Raw genomic sequence first — 19248 nt, 5'->3', positions numbered from 1 at the left:
CGTCATTGCGAGCGAAGCGAAGCAATCCAGAATCTCTCCATGGATGCAGTCTGGATTGCTTCGTCGCTTCGCTCCTCGCAAGGACGAGCAGGATTGAGTTATGTCCATTCTCGAAAACACCATCTCCTCCGGCAGTGCCGCCTATCGCGCCAACCGCGACGGCATGCTCGGCCTGATCGACCGCATGCGCGCGCTGGAAGGGCGCACGCGTGCGGCGTCGGCCGCGGCGAAAGATCGCTTCCACAAGCGCGGACAGCTGTTGCCGCGCGAGCGCGTCGCGCTGGTGCTCGATCCTGGCGCGCCCTTCATCGAGCTGTCCACGCTCGCCGGCTACATGTTCGACGTATCGGATCCGGACAAAAGCGTGCCCAGCGGCGGCGTCATCGCCGGCATCGGCTTCGTCTCGGGCATCCGCTGCATGATCAGCGCCAACGATTCCGGCATCGATGCCGGCGCGCTTCAGCCCTACGGTCTCGACAAGACGCTGCGGGTACAGGAGCTCGCGCTGGAGAACAAGCTGCCTTACGTCCAGCTGGTCGAAAGCGCCGGCGCCAATCTCCTGCGTTACCGCGTCGAAGACTTCGTCCGCGGCGGCAACATCTTTCGCAATCTCGCGCGGCTCTCGGCGGCAGGGCTGCCCGTCGTCACCGTGACGCATGGCTCGTCGACCGCCGGCGGCGCCTATCAGACCGGCCTGTCGGACTATATCGTCATGGTCCGCGGCCGCACTCGCGCCTTCCTCGCGGGCCCGCCGCTGCTGAAGGCTGCAACCGGCGAGATCGCGACCGAGGAGGAGCTTGGCGGCGCCGAGATGCACACGCAGGTTTCCGGCCTCGGCGACTATCTCGCTGAGGATGACCGCGACGCCCTGCGCATCGCGCGCGAGATCATAGCGGCGCTGGAATGGGAGCGGCCGGACCAGGGAGCTGCGCAATACAAGCCGCCGCGCTACGACCAGGACGAGCTGCTCGGCATCATGCCGATGGACCACAAGCGCTCCGTGGACATGAAGCAGGTCATCGCGCGCATCGTGGACGATTCCGATTTCACCGAGATGGCGCCGAATTACGGCCCGGCCACCGTCTGCGGCCATGCCCGCATCGAGGGCCAGGCCATCGGCATCATCACCAACAACGGTCCGCTCGATCCCGCCGGTGCCAACAAGGCGACGCATTTCATCCAGGCCTGTTGCCAGACCCGTACGCCGATCCTTTATCTCAACAACACCACCGGCTACATGGTGGGCAAAGCCTATGAAGAAGCCGGCATGATCAAGCACGGCTCCAAGATGATCCAGGCTGTTACCTCGGCGACGGTGCCGCAGATCACCATCTATTGCGGCGCTTCCTTTGGCGCCGGCAATTACGGCATGTGCGGCCGTGGCTTCCATCCGCGCTTCTGCTTCTCCTGGCCCAACGCCAAGACCGCCGTGATGGGCGGCGAGCAGGCCGCCGAGACCATGGCGATCGTGACCGAGGCCGCGGCAGCTCGCCGGGGCAAGCCGGTCGAAAAAGAAAAGCTCGATGCCATGAAGGCGCAGATCATCGGCGTGTTCGACGGCCAGATGGACGTGTTCTCGACCAGCGCGCGCGTGCTCGACGACGGCGTGATCGATCCGCGCGACACCCGCGCTGTGCTGTCGGAGGTGCTCGCGATCTGCCGCGAGGGCGATGCGCGTACACCCCAGCGCATGCAGTTTTCGGTGGCTCGCCCATGAGGAACGGTTCAACGCAGCACCGGCCGTTCTTCAAGGTCTTGATCGCCAATCGCGGCGAGATCGCATTGCGCGTGATGCGAAGCGCGCGGAAGCTCGGTCTCGGTGTCGTCGCGGTCTATTCGGATGCGGATCGCGACGCACTTCATGTGCAACAAGCCGACCAGGCCGTGCGCATCGGAGAAGCGCTGCCGGCGCAATCCTACCTCAACATCGCCGCGATCATCGCGGCCGCAAAGGCCAGCGGCGCGGATGCCGTGCATCCCGGCTACGGCTTCCTCGCCGAGAACGAGGATTTTGCGCAGGCCTGCAAGGATGCCGGCCTCGTTTTTATCGGTCCGTCGCCGCAGGCGATCGCGGCGATGGGCAACAAGGCCGGTGCCAAGGATATCATGAAAAAGGCCGGCGTGCCCGTCGTACCCGGCTATCAGGGGGCCGATCAGGGCGACGAGGTCATGCTCGCAGAAGCCAGAAAGATCGGCTTCCCCGTGATGATCAAGGCGGTTGCCGGCGGCGGTGGACGCGGCATGCGACTCGTGCCGGATGTCGCGGCATTTTCCGACGCGCTGCGTAGCGCGCGCTCCGAGGCGAAGGCAGCCTTTGGCGATCCGACGGTGATCCTCGAACGCGCCATCCAGAGTCCCCGTCACATCGAGATTCAGGTGTTCGGCGACAGCCATGGCAACGCCATCCATCTCGGCGAGCGCGATTGCTCGATCCAGCGGCGGCACCAGAAGTTGATCGAGGAAGCGCCGTCGCCCGCGGTGACGCCGGAACTACGCGCGAAAATGGGCGAGGTCGCGATCGCCGCCGTGAAGGCGCTGCGTTACGAGGGCGCCGGCACGCTCGAATTCCTGCTCGATTCGAGCGGCGCGTTCTACTTCATGGAAATGAACACGCGCCTCCAGGTCGAGCATCCCGTGACCGAGGCGATTACCGGGCTTGATCTCGTCGAATTGCAGCTGCGCGTCGCGCGCGGCGAGCCATTGCCGGTGAAGCAGCAGGACATCCGCTTCGAATGCCATGCCATCGAGGTGCGGCTGTGCTCCGAGGATGCGACGCATGATTTCATGCCGCAGTCCGGGCGCATGGCGCGCTGGCAGGTGCCGGATGGCGTCCGCGTCGAGCATGCGCTGCAATCGGGCTCCGAGATTCCGCCGTTCTACGATTCCATGATCGCCAAGGTGATCAGCCATGGCGCGACACGCGAGGAGGCGAGGGCGCGGCTGATCGTCGGCCTGGAGCAGTTGACCGGATTCGGCGTCACCACCAACCAGGCGTTCCTGATGGCGTGCCTGCGTCATTCCGGCTTCGCCAAAGGCGAGGCGACCACGGCGTTCATTGGTGCGCATCGCGACGAGTTGCTGGCGCCGCGCGCGGACGCCGCATTCGATATCGCTTTGGCCGGCCTGCTGCTCTACGTCACGAACCCGCAGGCACCGGCGTGGCGCCGGGGACGGAGCCTCGCGGCAACGTTCCCGCTGCCGGCGAAAATCGAGATCGCAGGCCATGGGTATGAGCTCGAAGTCTGGCGCGAACGCGATGGCAGCTACATTGTTGCCATCGACGGCCGGCAGGACAAGTTCGAGATCGACCAGCTCGATCCCGACGCAATCCGCTTCCGCCACGACGGCGTGATGGACAGCGCCAAATTCCTGCGCGACAGCGACTTGCTGTATGTCCAGCGCCGCGGCATCCCGGTCGCTGCCGCCGATCTCACCCTCGCCGCGCCGAAGGCCGCCGCAAGCAATGGCGGCGACGGCAAGGTCCGCGCCGCCATGAACGGCCGCGTCGTTGCCGTTCTGGTCAAGCCGGGCGACCGCGTCACCGCCGGTCAGCCGGTGCTGACGCTGGAAGCAATGAAGATGGAGCACGTCCACAAGGCCGGCATCGACGGCGTCGTCGCCGCGATTGACGTTGCCGAGGGCGAACAGGTGACCACGGGGAAGATCGTGGCGGAGATCGGGGCGGGGTAGGGCACCCCGAACTCAACTCGTCGTCCCGGCTTTCGCCGGGACGACAGCGGAGCTACTGGCTCTGCCCCGTCCCCTCGTTGAGCAAACATGCCACCTGGTGCCCGTCGCCCGCCTCCACCAGCGCCGGCCGTTCCGTCCTGCATCGCTCCATCGCAAACCGGCAGCGGGTGTGAAACGCGCATCCCGGCGGCGGATTGACCGGGCTTGGCACGTCGCCATCGACCAGCGGCACGAGCTTCTTGGCGAGCGGGTTGGCGACCGGCACCGAGGCGAGCAGGGCCTGCGTATAGGGATGGCGCGGATTGCGGAACAGCTCGTCCTTGTCGGCAATCTCGACGATGCGGCCGAGATACATCACGGCGACGCGGTGGCTGATATGGGCGACCACGGCGAGGTCATGCGCGATGAAGAGATAGGAGAAGCCGTGCTGGCGTTGCAGGTCGATCAGGAGGTTGATCACCTGCGCCTGGATCGAGACGTCGAGCGCGGAGACCGGCTCGTCGCAGACGATCAGCCGCGGCCCCAGCGCCAGCGCGCGGGCGATGCAGATGCGCTGGCGCTGGCCGCCGGAGAATTGGTGCGGGAAGTTGCGCATCTGGTCGGGCCGCAAGCCCACCTGCTCGAACAGGTTTGCGGTACGCACCTCCAGCGCTTTGCCGGTCGCGAGCCCGTGCACGAACAGCGGCTCGCCGACAATGTCTCCGGCAGTCATGCGCGGGTTGAGCGAGGCGAACGGATCCTGGAACACGATCTGCATCGAACGGCGATGCGGCCGCAGCGCGGACTTGGAGAGATGGGTGATGTCTTCGCCTTCGAGGCGGATCTGGCCGGAGGTCGGCTCGACCAGCCGCAGCACGCTACGCGCCACCGTCGACTTGCCGCAGCCGGATTCGCCGACGAGGCCCAGCGTCTCGCCGACCCCAACCGAGAACGAGACGCCGTCGACCGCATGCACCGTGCCGATTTGTCGGCGCAGCACACCGGCGCGCACCGGATAGTGCTTCTTGAGATCGGTGACTTCGAGCAGCGCCTCGGTCATGCCACCTCCGCAATCTCGGCCGCGCGCCAGCAGGCTGCGAGATGGCCGCCGCCCCAATCGATGAGCGGCGGATATTCGGCCTCACAGCGCTTGATCGCGAGCTTGCAGCGCGGCGCGAACGCGCATCCCTTCGGGAGCCGCACCAGCGACGGCACCGTGCCGGGAATTTCGTTCAACCGTGCCTGCACGGCGACGCCCGACGCCGGCACCGTTGGGATCGACGCCATCAATCCGCGGGTGTAGGGATGCTTCGGCGCGGCGAACAGCGCCTCGACGCTCGCTTCCTCGACCTTCCGTCCCGCATACATCACGATGACGCGTTGCGCGGTCTGCGCGACGACACCGAGATCATGCGTGATCAGCACGAGCCCGGTGCCGAGTTCTTTCTGAAGGTCCAGGATCAGTGCCAGGATCTGCGCCTGGATGGTGACGTCGAGCGCGGTCGTGGGCTCGTCCGCGATCAGCAGCGCCGGCCGGCACGCCAGCGCCATCGCGATCATGGCGCGCTGGCGCATGCCGCCGGAGAGCTGATGCGGATATTCCCGCGCGCGCCGAGCCGGTTCGGGGATGCGCACCAGGCGCAGCATCTCGATTGCGATGTCCCGGGCCTCCTTGCTCGACATGCTCCGGTGCAGCCGCACGGCCTCGACGATCTGGTCGCCGATCCGCATCACCGGATTGAGAGAGGTCATCGGCTCCTGGAAGATCATCGAGATGCGGTTGCCCCTGACGGCGCGCATTTCCGCTTCGTCCAGCGTCAGAAGATCAGTGCCTTCGAGCGTGACAGAGCCGCCGACGATGCGACCGGGCGGATCCGACACCAGCCGCATCAGGGACAGTGCGGTGACGCTCTTGCCGCAGCCGGATTCGCCGACGATCGCCAGCGTCTCGCCGCGCCTCACCGTGAAGGAAACATCGTCGACGGCCTTGAACAGACCGGAGTTGGTGAAGAACACCGTCTTCAGGTTCTTCACATCGAGCACGAGATCGGAGTTGTCAGCCATCAGCCGCGCTGCCGGGGATCGAGGATGTCGCGCAGGGCGTCGCCGAACAGATTGGCGCCGAACACCGCGAGGCTGATGGCGATGCCCGGGAAGATCACCAGCCATGGCGCCGTGCGGACATATTCGGCGGCGGATTCGGAGAGCATGCGGCCCCACGACGGGTACGGCTCGGGAATGCCAAGGCCGAGGAAGGAGAGCGAGGCTTCCGTGAGGATGGTCGAGCCGAGCTGGGCGGTCGCGAGCACGATCAGCGGTGCCAGCGTGTTCGGCAGCACGTGACGGAGCGCGATGCGTACCTCGCTCATGCCGATCGACTTGGCAGCCTCGATGAACGGCAGCTCGCGCAGCGCCAGCGTGTTGGCGCGGATGACGCGCGAGACGGTCGGGATCAGCGGAATGGCGATCGCAATGATGACGTTCGGCAACGACGGCCCGAGCGCCGCGGTCATGATCAGGGCTAGCACCAGCAGCGGCAGCGCCTGGAGGACATCGGAGACGCGCTGGAACACGAGATCGACCCAGCCGGAAAGATAGCCGGAGGTGAGGCCCACGATCACTCCGATCGAGCCTCCGAGTGCGGTCGAGCCGATGCCGACCGCGAGCGAGATCCGCGCGCCATGAATGATGCGGCTGAAGACATCGCGGCCGAAGGAATCCGTGCCCATCCAGTGCGCCAGGCTTGGACGCGCCAGCGCCCGGGCGGCGTCGATCGTCAGCGGATCGTAACGCGCGATGAAGTCGGCGAAGATCGCGGTGAACACGAACAGGGTCATGATGACGAGCCCGGCCGCGCCCAGCACATGCCGCTGCGCCAAAAAGAGCACGCGCCGCCAGCCGACGGTCGCGTGCGCCCCGGCGCGCCTCAGTTCAACCTCATAGTCGATCGCAGCCATGAGCTCTTACCTTCTCCCTCTCCCCGCGCGCGGGGAGAGGGTCGGGGTGAGGGGGGCTCTCCACGGGGGAGGTGGGAGTTGGGCTCGCGGAAGCTCCCCCTCACCCGGATTGCTGCGCAATCCGACCTCTCCCCGCAAGCGGGGAGAGGTGAACGAACGCCCGAGCTTTGTGTGAGTGATGATCATCGGGCTAATCCGTGTACCGGATACGCGGGTCGAACACGGCGTACAGCATGTCGACGATGAAATTCGCGCTCACCACGACGATGGCAATCAGCATCACCAGGTTTTGCACGATCGGATAATCGCGCCAGCGAATCGCCTCGACAAGGAAGCGCGCGACGCCGGGGATGTTGAACACGGTCTCCGTCACGATAAGGCCGCCGATCAGGAACGCCGCTTCGATGCCGATCACGGTGATGACAGGCAAAATCGCGTTCTTCAGCGCATGCTGATAGTTCACGGCGGCGTCCGATGCGCCCTTGGCGCGGGCGGTGCGGATATAGTCCTGCCGCAGCACCTCCAGCATCGAGGAACGGGTGATGCGCATGGTCAGTGCCGCGCTGCGGAAGCCGACGGCGGCGGCGGGCACGGCATAGGTTGCGAACGCTTCCAGCCAGGTCGCTGGATTGGGATTGAAGATCGGCATCTGGTTGAACATCGCCACCGATGCGGTGAGGATGAGCAGACCGAGCCAGAACGAGGGCAACGACAATCCGCTGAGGCTCACCACACGCAATGCGTAGTCGAGCTTCGTTCCCTGCTTCACCGCGCTAATGACGCCCAGGGGAATGCCGATCGAGGCCGAGAACAACAGCGCCAAGCCGGCAAGCCGCGCGGTGATCGGGATCCGCGGCAGGATCTCCTGGAGCGCCGGCTTCTCGGAGACGTAGGAGTAGCCGAAATCGCCGCGCAGGAAGCCGCTGATCCAGTGCCAATATTGCACCACCAGCGGCTGGTCGATGCCGAGCTCTTTTTCCAGATTGGCTTTGTCCGCGGGATCGACATAGCCAGCCGCGGCAAACAGGATGTCGACGATGTTGCCGGGCACGATGCGCAGCAGGAAGAAGATGACGATCGAGATCCCGAACAAGGTCACGAGCATCAGCAGCAGGCGCCGCACCAGATAGGCAAACATGCATCGCCTCCCGTCGAACCCGTCAGCCGCCCGCGCTACTTGTCCATCCAGACATCCTCGTACCGATACCCGTTGTAGGAGCTGTTCGACATGACAGTCACACCCTTGACGTAAGGTTGCCAGCAGCTACCGGTCCGTGCGTGGAAGATGATCGGGCGTGCCACGTCCTCCTGCAACTTCTTGTCGATGTCCCACACCAGCTTCTTGCGTTTGGCGACATCGGTCTCCTGGGACTGCACGTCGAACAGCTTCTCGATCTCCTTGTTGCAGTAATTGGTGTAGTTGCGCTCGGAGCCGCAAGAATAGTTCTCGTAGAAGGACTGGTCGGGATCGTCGACGGCGTTGCCGGTCAAATTGAGCCCGAGCATGTAATCCTTGCGCGCGATCTTCGGGAACCAATTTGCGGTCTCGACCACGTCGAGCTCGCCGTCGATATAGATGCTCTTGAGCTGATCGATCAGGATCACAGCAGGATCGCGGTAGACCGGAATGTTGCGGGTCGAGACCTTGACGGCGAGATGCTTGTCCGGGCCGTAGCCGGCCTTCTGCATCAGCTTTTTTGCTTCCTCGCGGTTGGCGTTGATGTCGGGGCCATAGCCCGGAATGCTCTCGAGCATCTCCTTCGGCATGCCCCACAGCCCGTTCGGTGGCGGCAGCATGGTTCCGCCGACGTCGCCCTGGCCTTCGAACATGATCGAGATGAACGCCTTGCGGTCCAGCGACAGCGCCATGGCGCGGCGGATGTCGATATTGTCGAACGGCGGCGCGGACGAATTGACGATGATGTTGGTGGCGACATTGTTGGGCTCGACCACGCATACCGCGTTCGGCGCCTGCGATTTGACGTCCTTCAGGAGCGGGATGCTCACCTCGGTCGGGAAGGCCATGTCGAACTTGCCGGCGACGAAGGCGAGGATGGCGGTCGAGCGGTTCGGGATGATGGTGAATTCGATGCCGTCGAGATAGGGGCGGCCCTTGCGCCAATAGTCGGGATTGCGGGTCAGCTTGATCGATTCATTGGCCTTGAACTCGACGAACTTGAACGGCCCGGTGCCGACCGGGTGCGTGCGCATGTCGCCGGGTGAGACGTGGCAGGGATACACCGGCGTGTAGCCCGAGGCGAGCAACGCCAGCAGCGAAGGCTGCGGCCGCTTCAGGTTGAAGGAGACTTCGAGATCGCCGTTGGTGGAGATGTCGTTGACCTGTTCGTACCAGCTCTTGCGCGGGTTCTGCCGGAACTTCTGCTGCGACTTGCCCATCAGCATGTCGAAGGTGCATTTGACATCCGCCGAGGTGAACGGCTTGCCGTCGTGCCACTTCACGCCCTGGCGCAGCTTGAAGGTCAGTGTCTTGTTGTCGTTGACCCAGGCCCAGCTCTCGGCGAGCTCGGGCACGATCGTGTCCATGCTGTTCTGCGCCACGTCCTGCTTGTAGATGACGAGGTTGTTGAACACAGGCATGAAGGGAACGTTGAGCGAGTAGGTCGCGCCTTCGTGGATCGAGGCATTGCCGGGACTGTCGCGGTGATACATCCGCAAAATGCCGCCCTGCTTGGGTTCGGCGGCGAGTGCAATGCTCGAAAACGCAAGCAAAGATAGCGCCGCCGTCGCGGCGAGCGCCCGTACGCTCCGCATCCTCGTCCTCCCTGGACATCTCGTCTTTTGGGCCTTTTGCGGCCTGTTTGGGGGGACGATAGCGACGCGGGCGCGGTGAGGCAACCGGCAAGGTCCGCTGCTCTCTCGGCAATTCGGACGACGAAGTCCGCAGGGGGGCTCTTACAATGTGAGGGTGGGGAGTGCTGATCGGTTCCTGCGCAGCTGTTGGGCTGGATTGTCTCAACAAGCTCAACCGTCGTCCCGGCGAAGGCCGGGACCCATACCGCGTGATCTATCGATTGCAGTAGGCAGGAGTACCGAACGAAGAATCTTCGCCAAACGACTTCCTGGGGTTATGGGTCCCGGCCCCCGTGCGCCATTGCGCACTAGGCCGGGACGACACCTGAGAATGAGGCTGCGACTTCACACGATCCTTGACGCCTTGTTCCCCCAATACCGGTCGCGCAGCAGCCGCTTGTACAGCTTTCCCGTCGGCAGCCGCGGCAACTCCTTTTCGAAATCGACCGAGCGCGGCACCTTCTGCCGAGAGAGCGACGCCCCGCAGAACGCGATCAGCTCTTCGGCGAGCGCCTCGCCCGGCACGACGCCGGGCATTGGCTGCACCACCGCCTTCACCTCTTCGCCGAGGTCGGGATTGGGCACGCCGAACACCGCGGCGTCCGCGACCTTCGGATGAGTGATCAATAGATTCTCGCACTCCTGCGGATAGATGTTCACGCCGCCGGAGATGATCATGAAGGTCGCGCGGTCCGTTAGATAGAGGAAGCGGTCCTCGTCGACATAGCCGACGTCGCCGACCGTGCTCATGCTGCCGTCGGCCGAACGCGCTTCCTTGGTCTTCTCCGGATCGTTGAAATATTCGAACGGCGAGGCCGTCTTGAACCAGACCTGTCCCGGCGTGCCGGTCGGACATGGCTTCATGTCTTCGTCGAGAATGTGGAGGTCGCCGAGCAGCACCTTGCCGACGGTGCCGCGATGGGCGAGCCATTCCTCGCTGTTGCAGGCGGTGAAGCCGAGGCCTTCGGTCGCGCCGTAATATTCGTGGATGATCGGCCCCCACCATTTGATCATGTCGTCCTTGACCAGCGCCGGGCAGGGCGCGGCGGCATGGATCGCAATCTCCAGCGAGGACAAATCGTAGCGCTTTCGCGCGTCTTCCGGCAGCTTCAGCATCCGCGAGAACATCGTCGGCACCAGCTGGGTGTGGGTGATGCCCCATTGTTCGACGAGCTGGAGATAGCGCTCGGGATCGAACGCTTCCATGATGATCACGGTACCGCCCATGCGGATCGTGAGATTGACGGCCGCTTGCGGCGCGGAGTGGTAGAGCGGCGCCGGCGACAGATAGACCATGCCCTCGCGGTACTGCCAGAGCTTGGTCAGGAAATCGAACAGCGGCAGATTGTGCTTCGGCGGCTCCTCCGGCAGCGGCCTCAAAATGCCTTTCGGCCGTCCCGTCGTGCCCGACGAATACAACATGGGAGTGCCGAGCCATTCATCCGCGATGGGCGTCTTCGGCAGATCGGCGGTCGCTTGGGCAAGACCGACGATGCGATCGCTCTCGCCGGGGCCGTCGGCGACGATGCAGAGCTTGATGTCCGGGCAGGCCCCGATCGCTTCACGCGCGATATCGAGTTTTGCGGTGGACGTGATCAGGATCTTCGACTGGCTGTTGGTCAGGAGATAGGCGAGTTCGCCCGCGGTGAGAAAGGAGTTGATGCAGGTATAGTACAGCCCGGAGCGCTCGCCCGCGCCGCAGGCTTCGAGGTAGCGGGAATTGTTTTCCATGAAGATCGAATAGTGGTCGAGCCGCCTCAATCCATGCTTGCGAAACAGATGCGCAAGGCGATTGCTGCGCGCATCGAGCTCCCGATAGGTAACGGCTTCGCCGGTCGCCGCCATGATGAAGGCAGGCTGGAGCGGGCGCAGGCGGGCATGCTGACCTGGGTACATCAGTCCTCCGGCTTTAGATCATGCGGCAAGAAGCAGGATTTCGCGCACCTGCGCGGGGCCGTCGATCTTGCGCGGGTTGCGCGGGATCCAGTTCGTGCGCATCGCGGCCTCCGCGATGGCGTCGAAATGCTCCGGCGAGACGCGCACATCGGCGAGGCTGCGCGGCATGCCGAGCGAGCGGATGAAGGCATCCAGCACATCGGCCGCCTTGTGGCCGGGAAAGCCCATCGCGGCCGCGACGATCATCTGGCGCTCGGCATTGTCGCGCGCATTCCAGCGCATCACGGCCGGCAGCATGATGCAGGAGGTGTACCCATGCGGCACGTCGAAGGCTGCGCCCAGCACATAACCGATTCCGTGGCTTGCCCCCATCGGCACGCCGGCGGCAAGCGCGCCCATCGACAGCCAGGTGCCGATCTGCGCATCCATTCGCGCATCGAGATCGGATGGGTCTGCCTTCACCCGCGGCAGCGCGTCGGCGAGCATCGCGAGGCCCTTCACCGACTGCGCGTCGGCATAGGGGTGCGTCTCACGCGAGCAGATCGCCTCGACGCAATGATCGATGGCGCGGATACCGGTCGAGTGGAACAGCCATTCCGGCGTGTGCACGGTGATGGCGGGATCGAGAATGGTCGCGCGCGGAACGCTGAGCGGATGCCGCAACATCTGTTTCACATGGGCGGTGCGGTCGGTGACACCAGCGACCGAGCTGAACTCGCCGCCGGCGATCGTGGTCGGGACGCTTATCTGACGCACGGTCGGCGCATTCATCTCGGGCGCGACGCCCTTGTGCACGCGGATGCGCTCGATGCCGTCGACATCGTCGATGCCGTTGGCGAGGCAGAGCTGTACCGCCTTGGCGCCGTCGGTGATCGAGCCGCCGCCCACGGTGACGATCAGGTCGGCGCCCGCTTCACGCGCCGCATTGGTGGCGGCGATCACCGCCTCGCGCGGTGTGTGGGCCGGCATGGCATCGAACACGCCCGCACAACGCGTGGCCAGTGCCTGTTTGATCTTCGCGATTTCGTCGGTCTGCCGGTTGAGCGTGCCCGAGACCATCAGGAAGGCGCGGCGCGTCCCCAGCCGGTCCATCTGCGCGACCACGGCCTCGGCCGCGGGGTGACCGAACACGACCTCCTCGATCGCGCCGTAAACGACACGTCCCTGGTGCACGCCTGTCCTCCCCGGACAATTCGTCTTGTTTTATGAGGGGTAATCTAGCCGAGCCGGCTCCGCCCGTCATGTGCGAAGACGCTGAGCGAACGAAGCTTGTCAACCCGTCATCCGGCCAGGGCATTCTTCCGAGCATTGCGCGCGCGGTGGTCTTGAAGAGTTCATCATCTCGACCCATCTTGTGGCGCCCGCGGGTACAGGCGTACCCTGCTATTTCCGCGGTTTTTATGCGAGGACCTGGGATGACTGGACCGGACGGAAGCGAGCAGTTTGTCAAAAGGCACGATTTCGTTTCGCCTCGACCTCGCGTGATCGCCGGGCTTCTCGCCGCGGCAGTTGGTCTCGCGGGCTGCGGCCAGCCGACCTCGCAAGCGAGCGCTCCGCCGCCCGCACCGGTCACCGTCGCCCAGCCGGTCAAGCGCACCGTCACCGATTGGGACGAGTTCACCGGCCGCTTCGAGGCGACGGAGGAGGTGCAGGTGCGCCCCCGCGTCGGCGGCTTCGTCAACTCCGTCGAGTTCCAGGACGGTGCGATCGTGCATCAGGGCGATCTGCTCTACGTCATCGACCCGCGTCCGTTCGAGGCGGTGGCCGAGCAGGCGGACGGCCAATTGTCCGATGCGCGCGCCAAGGTGGAGCTAGCCAAGCGCGAGCTCGACCGTGGCCTGAGCCTGGTCCAGACCAGCGCGGTTTCCGAGCAGGCCGTCGACCAGCGCCGCCAGGCCTTGCAGGCCGCGCACGCCGCGGAGACGCAGGCCGCAGGTGCGCTGAAGGCCGCCCGGCTCAACATCGAGTTCACGCATGTGACCGCGCCGATCACCGGCCGGGTCAGCCGTCATCTCGTCAGCCCCGGCAATCTCGTGCAGGGCAGCGACAATGGCGCGTCGACGCTGCTGACCTCGATTGTGACGCTCGACCCGATCTACGTCTATTTCGACATGGATGAGACGACCTTCATCAAATACAGCAAGCTGTGGTTCGAAGGCCGCCGCCCGAGTTCGCGCGATACCGCGAACCCGGTACAGGTCACGCTGGCGGGTGAGACGAAGGCGTCGCATGAGGGCACCATCAACTTCCTCGACAACCGCCTCGATGTCTCCACCGGCACGCTGCGCAGCCGCGCCGTGATCAAGAATACCGATCTGTCGATCCTGCCGGGCCAGTTCGGGCGCGTCCGGCTGATCGGCAGCGCGCCCTATGAGGCGCTGCTGATTCCGGACGTTGCGGTCGCGACCGACCAGTCGCGCAAGATCGTGTTCGTGGTGAAGCCGGACGACACTGTCGAGGCGCGTCCGGTGACGCTGGGGCCGCTCGATGAGGGCCTGCGTGTGATCCGCGAGGGGCTGAAGGCGGAGGACCGCGTCATCGTCAACGGCATCCAGCGCGCCCGCGTTGGTGCCAAGGTTGCCCCGCAGACTGCGCCAACGCCGGCCGGTGGCAAGCCCGGTGACAAGTCATGAATCTCGGCCGCCTCTCCATCAACCAGCCCATCCTCGCGATGGTGCTGTCGATCGTGCTGCTGATCGTCGGCGCACTGGCCTACACCACGCTGCCGGTCTCCGAATATCCGCAAGTGGTGCCGCCGACCGTCGTCGTCACCACGCAATATCCCGGCGCCTCCGCGCAGACCGTGTCCGACACCGTCGCCGCTCCGATCGAGCAACAGATCAACGGCGTCGAGGACATGCTGTATCTCTACAGCCAGGCGACCTCGAACGGCCAGCTCACCATCACCGTCACCTTTAAGCTCGGCACCGACCTCGACAAGGCCCAGGTGCTGGTCCAGAACCGCGTCGCGATTGCGCAGCCGCAACTGCCGGACGAAGTGCAGCGCAACGGCGTCGTCACCCGCAAGAACTCGCCCGACATCCTGATGGTCGTGTTCATGCTGTCGCCCGACGACACCTTCGACCAGCTGTACATTTCCAACTACGCGCTGCTCCAGGTCCGCGACCAGCTGCTGCGGATCGACGGCGTCGGCGACATCCAGATCTTTGGCGCGCGCGACTATTCGATGCGGCTGTGGCTCGATCCGGATAGAATCGCCAATCTCGGCCTGACGTCGGCCGAAGTGCTCGCCGCGATCCGGGCGCAGAACGTGCAGATCGCGGGCGGCCAGATCGCCGAGCCGCCGATCGCCGACCGCGCGTTCCAGCCGAACCTCACCTTCACCGGGCGATTGAAGGACCAGAAGCAGTTCGAGGACATCCTGATCAAGGCCGGCTCCGACGGCCGCACGGTGCGCCTGCGCGACGTCGCCCGCATCGAGCTCGGTGCGCTGGCCTACTCCACCAACAGCTTCCTGCTGCGAAAATCGGCGGTCGCGATGCTGGTGACGCAGCGGCCGGGATCGAACGCGCTCGCGACCGCGAAGAACATCTCCGACACGATGACGAAGCTGAAGGAGAGCTTTCCGAAAGGCCTCGATTTCAATATCGGCTACAACCCGACCGAGTTCATCGCGCAGTCGGTCCACGAGCTGATCAAGACGATCTACGAGGCGATGCTGCTCGTGGTCATCGTGGTGCTGGTGTTCCTGCAAGGATGGCGACCCGCGATCATTCCGATCATCGCGATTCCTGTTTCGCTGGTTGGCACCTTCGCGGTGATGGCGGCGCTCGGCTTCTCCATCAACAATCTCACGCTGTTCGGTCTCGTTCTCGCCGTCGGCATCGTGGTCGACGACGCCATCGTCGTGGTCGAGAATGTCGAGCGGCATCTCGAGCACGGCATGAGCCGGCGCGACGCCGCGCTGAAGACCATGGAGGAGGTCGGCGGCGCACTGGTGTCGATCGCGCTGGTGCTGTGCGCGGTGTTCGTCCCGACTGCGTTTCTGGGCGGCATTTCCGGTCAGTTCTTCCAGCAATTCGCCGTCACGATTGCGGTTGCGACCGCGATCTCCTGCTTCTGCTCGTTGACGTTATCGCCGGCGCTGGCCTCGCTTCTCCTCGTTCCGCACGAGGAGAAACGGCCGCCGGCGCGCTGGAATATCCTCGCCCGCGGCTGGAACGCTTTCACCGGTGTCTTCAACCGCGTGTTCGACCGTCTCGCGCATGGCTATGCCGGCCTCGCCAATTTCGTGATCCGGCATTCGGCGGTGATGATCCTGATCTACGTCGTGCTGATCGGCAGTGCCGGCTGGCTGATCGGGACCACGTCGCAAGGCTTCATTCCGGCGCAGGACCGCGGCTACGTCATCATCTCCGTGCAATTGCCGGGCGCGGCGTCGCTGGCGCGCACCACCGAGGTCGTGCGCGAGATCGAGCGGATCGCGCTGGATACGCCGGGTATCATCCGCGTCGCCGCTTTCGCGGGCTTCTCCGGCGCGACGCGCACGCAGGCCGGCAACGCGGCGGCGCTTTTCCCGGTGTTCGACGAACCCGAGGCGCGGATCAAGAAGGGATTGTCTGCGAACGCCATCACCGCCGAGCTGCGCAAGCGCCTGGCCGCGCTTCAGGGTGCCTTCATCATCGTGATTCCGCCGCCGGCCGTGCCCGGCATCGGCACCGGCGGCGGCTTCACCATCCGCATCCAGGACCGCCAGGGTCGCGGGCCTGAGCTGCTCGCCGCGGCCACCGACGAGCTTGTCACCGCGGCGCGCAAATCGCCCTCGCTGCTCGCTCCCACGGTGTTCTCGCCGTTCTCGGCCAACACGCCGCAGCTCTTCGTCGACATCGACCGCACCAAGGCGCAGAAGCTCGGGGTTCCCATCGCCGGCATCAACGACACGATCCAGACCTATTTCGGATCGACCTATGTCAACGACTTCAACCTGTTCGGCCGCACCTACCACGTCACCGCGCAGGCGGATTTCCCGTTCCGCAAAGAGCCCAGCGATCTCTCGCGTCTGCGCACGCGCAACGCCTCCGGCGACATGGTGATGCTCGGCAGCGTGGTCGAGTTCAAGGACGTCTCCGGCCCCGACCGCGTCGCGCGCTACAATCTCTACGCGGCATCCGAACTGCAGGGCGAGCCGGCGCCGGGCACCAGCTCGACCACCGCGCTCAACGCCATCAAGAAGCTCGCGGACGACACCCTGCCGAGCGGCTTCACCTTCGAATGGACGGATCTGTCGTACCAGCAGATCACGGGCGGCAATGCGGGTCTCTACGTGTTCCCGATCTGCGTGCTGTTCGTCTATCTCGTGCTCGCCGCGCAATATGGCAGCTGGACCTTGCCGTTCGCGGTGATCCTGATCGTGCCGATGTGCCTGCTGGCCGCCACGATCGGCGTGCGCATCATGGGGCAGGACGTCAACATCCTCACCCAGATCGGCTTTGTCGTGCTAGTGGGATTGGCGGCGAAGAACGCGATCCTGATCGTCGAGTTCGCCCGCGACATCGAGAAGGAAGGCAAGCCGCGGCTGGAGGCCGTGATCGACGCCTGCCGCCTGCGCCTGCGGCCGATCCTGATGACATCCTTCGCCTTCATCCTCGGCGTGCTGCCGCTGGTGATATCGTCCGGCTCGGGCTCGGAGATGCGGCAAGCCGTCGGCGTCGCCGTGTTCTTCGGCATGATCGGCGTCACGTTGTTCGGGCTGTTGTTCACGCCGATCTTCTACGTGGTGGTGCGGAATCTGGCCGAGGGGAAGAACGAGGGGAAGCCGAAGGCGGTGGGTTGATCGTAGTCAGTGCAGCCGCGAGGGCATCAACACCCACAGTGTCGTCCCGGCGAAGGCCGGGACCCATAGCCACAGGGCGGAGTTTTGCGAAGACTCGTGGTTACCAGCTTCGCGTCGCAAGCATTTTTTGGGAGTATGGGTCCCGGCCTTCGCCGGGACGACAACGCTTCTTTGGCACACACCTCCATACTAACGGCCTAGGCCGAAATGGATGGGCAGGCGCGGGGTTCTTCACTAGTATCCGCGCGATTTCAAAACAGAAAACTGCTGGGAGCTAACCTATGAAATCAGCACTTTTGGCCGCTGTCGCAACGTCGGCTTTGCTGCTGGCCGCGCCGGCCTCTGCGCAAGGCGTCAAGATCGGCATCCTCAACGACCAGTCCGGCGTCTACGCCGATTACGGCGGCAAATGGTCGGTCGAGGCCGCCAGGATGGCGATCGAGGATTTCGGCGGCGAGGCGCTCGGCCAGAAGATCGAGCTCGTCACCGCCGACCATCAGAACAAGCCGGATCTCGCGACGTCGATCGCGCGGCGCTGGTACGACGTCGAGAACGTTGACATGATCACGGAGCTGACGACCTCATCGGTCGCGCTCGCGATCCACGAGCTCTCGAAGGAAAAGAAGAAGATCGATATCGTCGTCGGCGCTGCGACCTCGCGCCTCACCGGCGATGCCTGCCAGCCCTATGGTTTTCACTGGGCCTATGACACCCGCGCGCTCGGTGTCGGCACCGGCGGCTCGCTGACCAAGGCCGGCGGCGACAGCTGGTTCTTCCTCACCGCGGACTACGCCTTCGGCTATGCGCTGGAAAAGGACACCAGCGAGATCGTCACCGCCAATGGCGGCAAGGTGCTTGGTTCGGTGCGTGTGCCGCTCAACTCCTCGGACTTCTCCTCCTTCCTGCTCCAGGCGCAGAGCTCGAAGGCGAAGATCGTCGGCCTTGCCAATGCCGGCCTCGACACCACCAACTCGATCAAGCAGGCGTCCGAATTCGGCATCGTCTCCGGTGGCCAGAAGCTCGCGGGCCTCTTGATGACGCTCGCCGAAGTGAACGGCCTCGGCTTGCAGGCCGCGCAAGGCCTGGTGCTGACCGAGGGCTATTACTGGGATATCAACGACCGCACGCGCAATCTCGGCGAACGCTTTCTCAAGCGCACCGGCCGGATGCCGAACATGATCCAGGCCGGCACCTATTCGGCGACGCTGAGCTATCTCAAGGCGGTCAAAGCCGCCGGCACCAAGGATCCGGATGCGGTCGCCAAGAAGCTGAAGGAGCTGCCGGTCGACGACGACTTCGCGCAAGGCGGCAAGGTGCTCGAGAACGGCCGCATGGTCCACGACATGTATCTGTTCGAAGTCAAGAAGCCCTCGGAATCGAAGAAGCCCTGGGACTATTACAAGCAGCTCGCGGTCGTTCCCGGCGAGAAGGCGTTCTTCACCGCCAAGGAGAGCGGCTGTCCGCTGACGAAGTAGGGTCAGGACCGCGCCAATAACTCCCATGTCGTCCCGGCGAAAGCCGGGACCCATAACCCCAGGGAGAAGTTGTGGGCGCGAACTGGTAGCTCCGAGTCTTCGTTAAACCACATCCCGTGGTTATGGGTCCCGGCCTTCGCCGGGACGACACTGAGTGTGTGGCGGTTGCCTACCCCTCACACCAGCCGCAGCACCACCGCGCCCAGCGCACCCGCCCACAGCGCAATCGCCGCGACGCCCTGGATCATGAAGCCCGGGCCGCGCTTTGCCGCGGCCTTCGAATAGCCGATGAAATAGACAATGCGGCCGATGATCCACACCGCGCCGATGCCGGCCGCGATGGCGTCGCCGATATAGATCGCGAACAGCCACAGCGCCGGCAGGACGATCGGCATCCATTCCAGCGTGTTCATCTGAATGCGAAACGCGCGCTCGAAATCCGGATGGCCTGACGTGGCCGGCACCTTGACACCGGTCTTGGTCCGCGCCCGCGAGACATTGATGCAGGTGAAGAAATAAAATGCGATCGCCAGCAGCGTGACGAGGGCGGTGAGACGATACATCGTTGGTTTCCCCAAGGCGTTTTCGAGCGAAGTCGACACCCGGCTCGCGTCGAGAAAAACGCGTCAAAACGAGGATCTAGACA

13 protein-coding genes are annotated in these 19248 nt (G+C 64.6%); 5 read left to right on the top strand and 8 right to left on the bottom strand.

Annotated elements, in window-relative coordinates:
- The first annotated feature begins 100 nt into the window (after positions 1–100).
- Positions 101–1717 (top strand): acyl-CoA carboxylase subunit beta, encoded by a 1617-nt coding sequence (locus tag C7G41_RS04370; protein WP_106941379.1) that lies wholly within the window; start codon positions 101–103, stop codon positions 1715–1717.
- Positions 1714–3690: an acetyl-CoA carboxylase biotin carboxylase subunit gene (locus tag C7G41_RS04365; protein WP_106941378.1), complete on the top strand. Its 1977-nt coding sequence runs from the start codon at positions 1714–1716 to the stop codon at positions 3688–3690. Before C7G41_RS04370 ends, C7G41_RS04365 begins: the two co-directional genes overlap by 4 nt.
- A gap of 52 nt (positions 3691–3742) precedes the next feature.
- On the opposite strand, the gene C7G41_RS04360 is transcribed toward C7G41_RS04365, so the two are convergent.
- The 7 genes from C7G41_RS04360 to C7G41_RS04325 form a co-directional block, all read right to left on the bottom strand.
- Positions 3743–4729 (bottom strand): ABC transporter ATP-binding protein, encoded by a 987-nt coding sequence (locus C7G41_RS04360; protein WP_106941377.1) that lies wholly within the window; start codon positions 4727–4729, stop codon positions 3743–3745.
- Entirely contained in the window at positions 4726–5733 is a 1008-nt protein-coding gene (locus C7G41_RS04355) for an ABC transporter ATP-binding protein (RefSeq protein WP_106941376.1), read from the bottom strand. Before C7G41_RS04355 ends, C7G41_RS04360 begins: the two co-directional genes overlap by 4 nt.
- Positions 5733–6626 carry an ABC transporter permease gene (locus tag C7G41_RS04350; protein WP_106941375.1) on the bottom strand — a complete coding sequence of 298 codons (894 nt, stop codon included), beginning with the start codon at positions 6624–6626 and terminating at the stop codon, positions 5733–5735. Before C7G41_RS04350 ends, C7G41_RS04355 begins: the two co-directional genes overlap by 1 nt.
- A gap of 190 nt (positions 6627–6816) precedes the next feature.
- Positions 6817–7764 carry an ABC transporter permease gene (locus C7G41_RS04345; RefSeq protein WP_106941374.1) on the bottom strand — a complete coding sequence of 316 codons (948 nt, stop codon included), beginning with the start codon at positions 7762–7764 and terminating at the stop codon, positions 6817–6819.
- 35 nt (positions 7765–7799) lie between these two features.
- Positions 7800–9398: an ABC transporter substrate-binding protein gene (locus C7G41_RS04340; protein WP_106941373.1), complete on the bottom strand. Its 1599-nt coding sequence runs from the start codon at positions 9396–9398 to the stop codon at positions 7800–7802.
- Between the two features lie 384 nt (positions 9399–9782).
- A complete protein-coding gene (locus tag C7G41_RS04330; RefSeq protein WP_106941372.1) occupies positions 9783–11333 on the bottom strand; it encodes an AMP-binding protein in 1551 nt (516 codons plus the stop codon).
- 18 nt (positions 11334–11351) lie between these two features.
- Complete coding sequence (locus C7G41_RS04325) at positions 11352–12506, bottom strand: iron-containing alcohol dehydrogenase (protein ID WP_106941371.1); 1155 nt, start codon at positions 12504–12506, stop codon at positions 11352–11354.
- A gap of 242 nt (positions 12507–12748) precedes the next feature.
- Between C7G41_RS04325 and C7G41_RS04320 the strand changes: the two genes are divergently transcribed.
- The 3 genes from C7G41_RS04320 to C7G41_RS04310 all read left to right on the top strand — a co-directional run bounded on the left by C7G41_RS04320 (position 12749) and on the right by C7G41_RS04310 (position 18602).
- Positions 12749–13966, top strand: a complete 1218-nt coding sequence (locus C7G41_RS04320) for an efflux RND transporter periplasmic adaptor subunit (RefSeq protein WP_199198126.1) — start codon at positions 12749–12751, stop codon at positions 13964–13966.
- A complete protein-coding gene (locus tag C7G41_RS04315) occupies positions 13963–17127 on the top strand; it encodes an efflux RND transporter permease subunit (RefSeq protein ID WP_106941369.1) in 3165 nt (1054 codons plus the stop codon). Before C7G41_RS04320 ends, C7G41_RS04315 begins: the two co-directional genes overlap by 4 nt.
- A 281-nt stretch (positions 17128–17408) precedes the next feature.
- Complete coding sequence (locus C7G41_RS04310) at positions 17409–18602, top strand: ABC transporter substrate-binding protein (protein WP_106941368.1); 1194 nt, start codon at positions 17409–17411, stop codon at positions 18600–18602.
- 176 nt (positions 18603–18778) lie between these two features.
- On the opposite strand, the gene C7G41_RS04305 is transcribed toward C7G41_RS04310, so the two are convergent.
- On the bottom strand, positions 18779–19165 hold the full coding sequence (locus tag C7G41_RS04305) for an MAPEG family protein (RefSeq protein WP_106941367.1): 387 nt from the start codon (positions 19163–19165) through the stop codon (positions 18779–18781).
- Positions 19166–19248: the final 83 nt, after the last annotated feature.

It is taken from the genome of Bradyrhizobium sp. MOS002, assembly GCF_003020115.1.
Classification (GTDB): Bacteria; Pseudomonadota; Alphaproteobacteria; order Rhizobiales; family Xanthobacteraceae; genus Bradyrhizobium.
The sequence above is the reverse complement of the archived record's forward strand: the minus strand, read 5'-3'. Positions and strand labels throughout refer to the sequence as shown.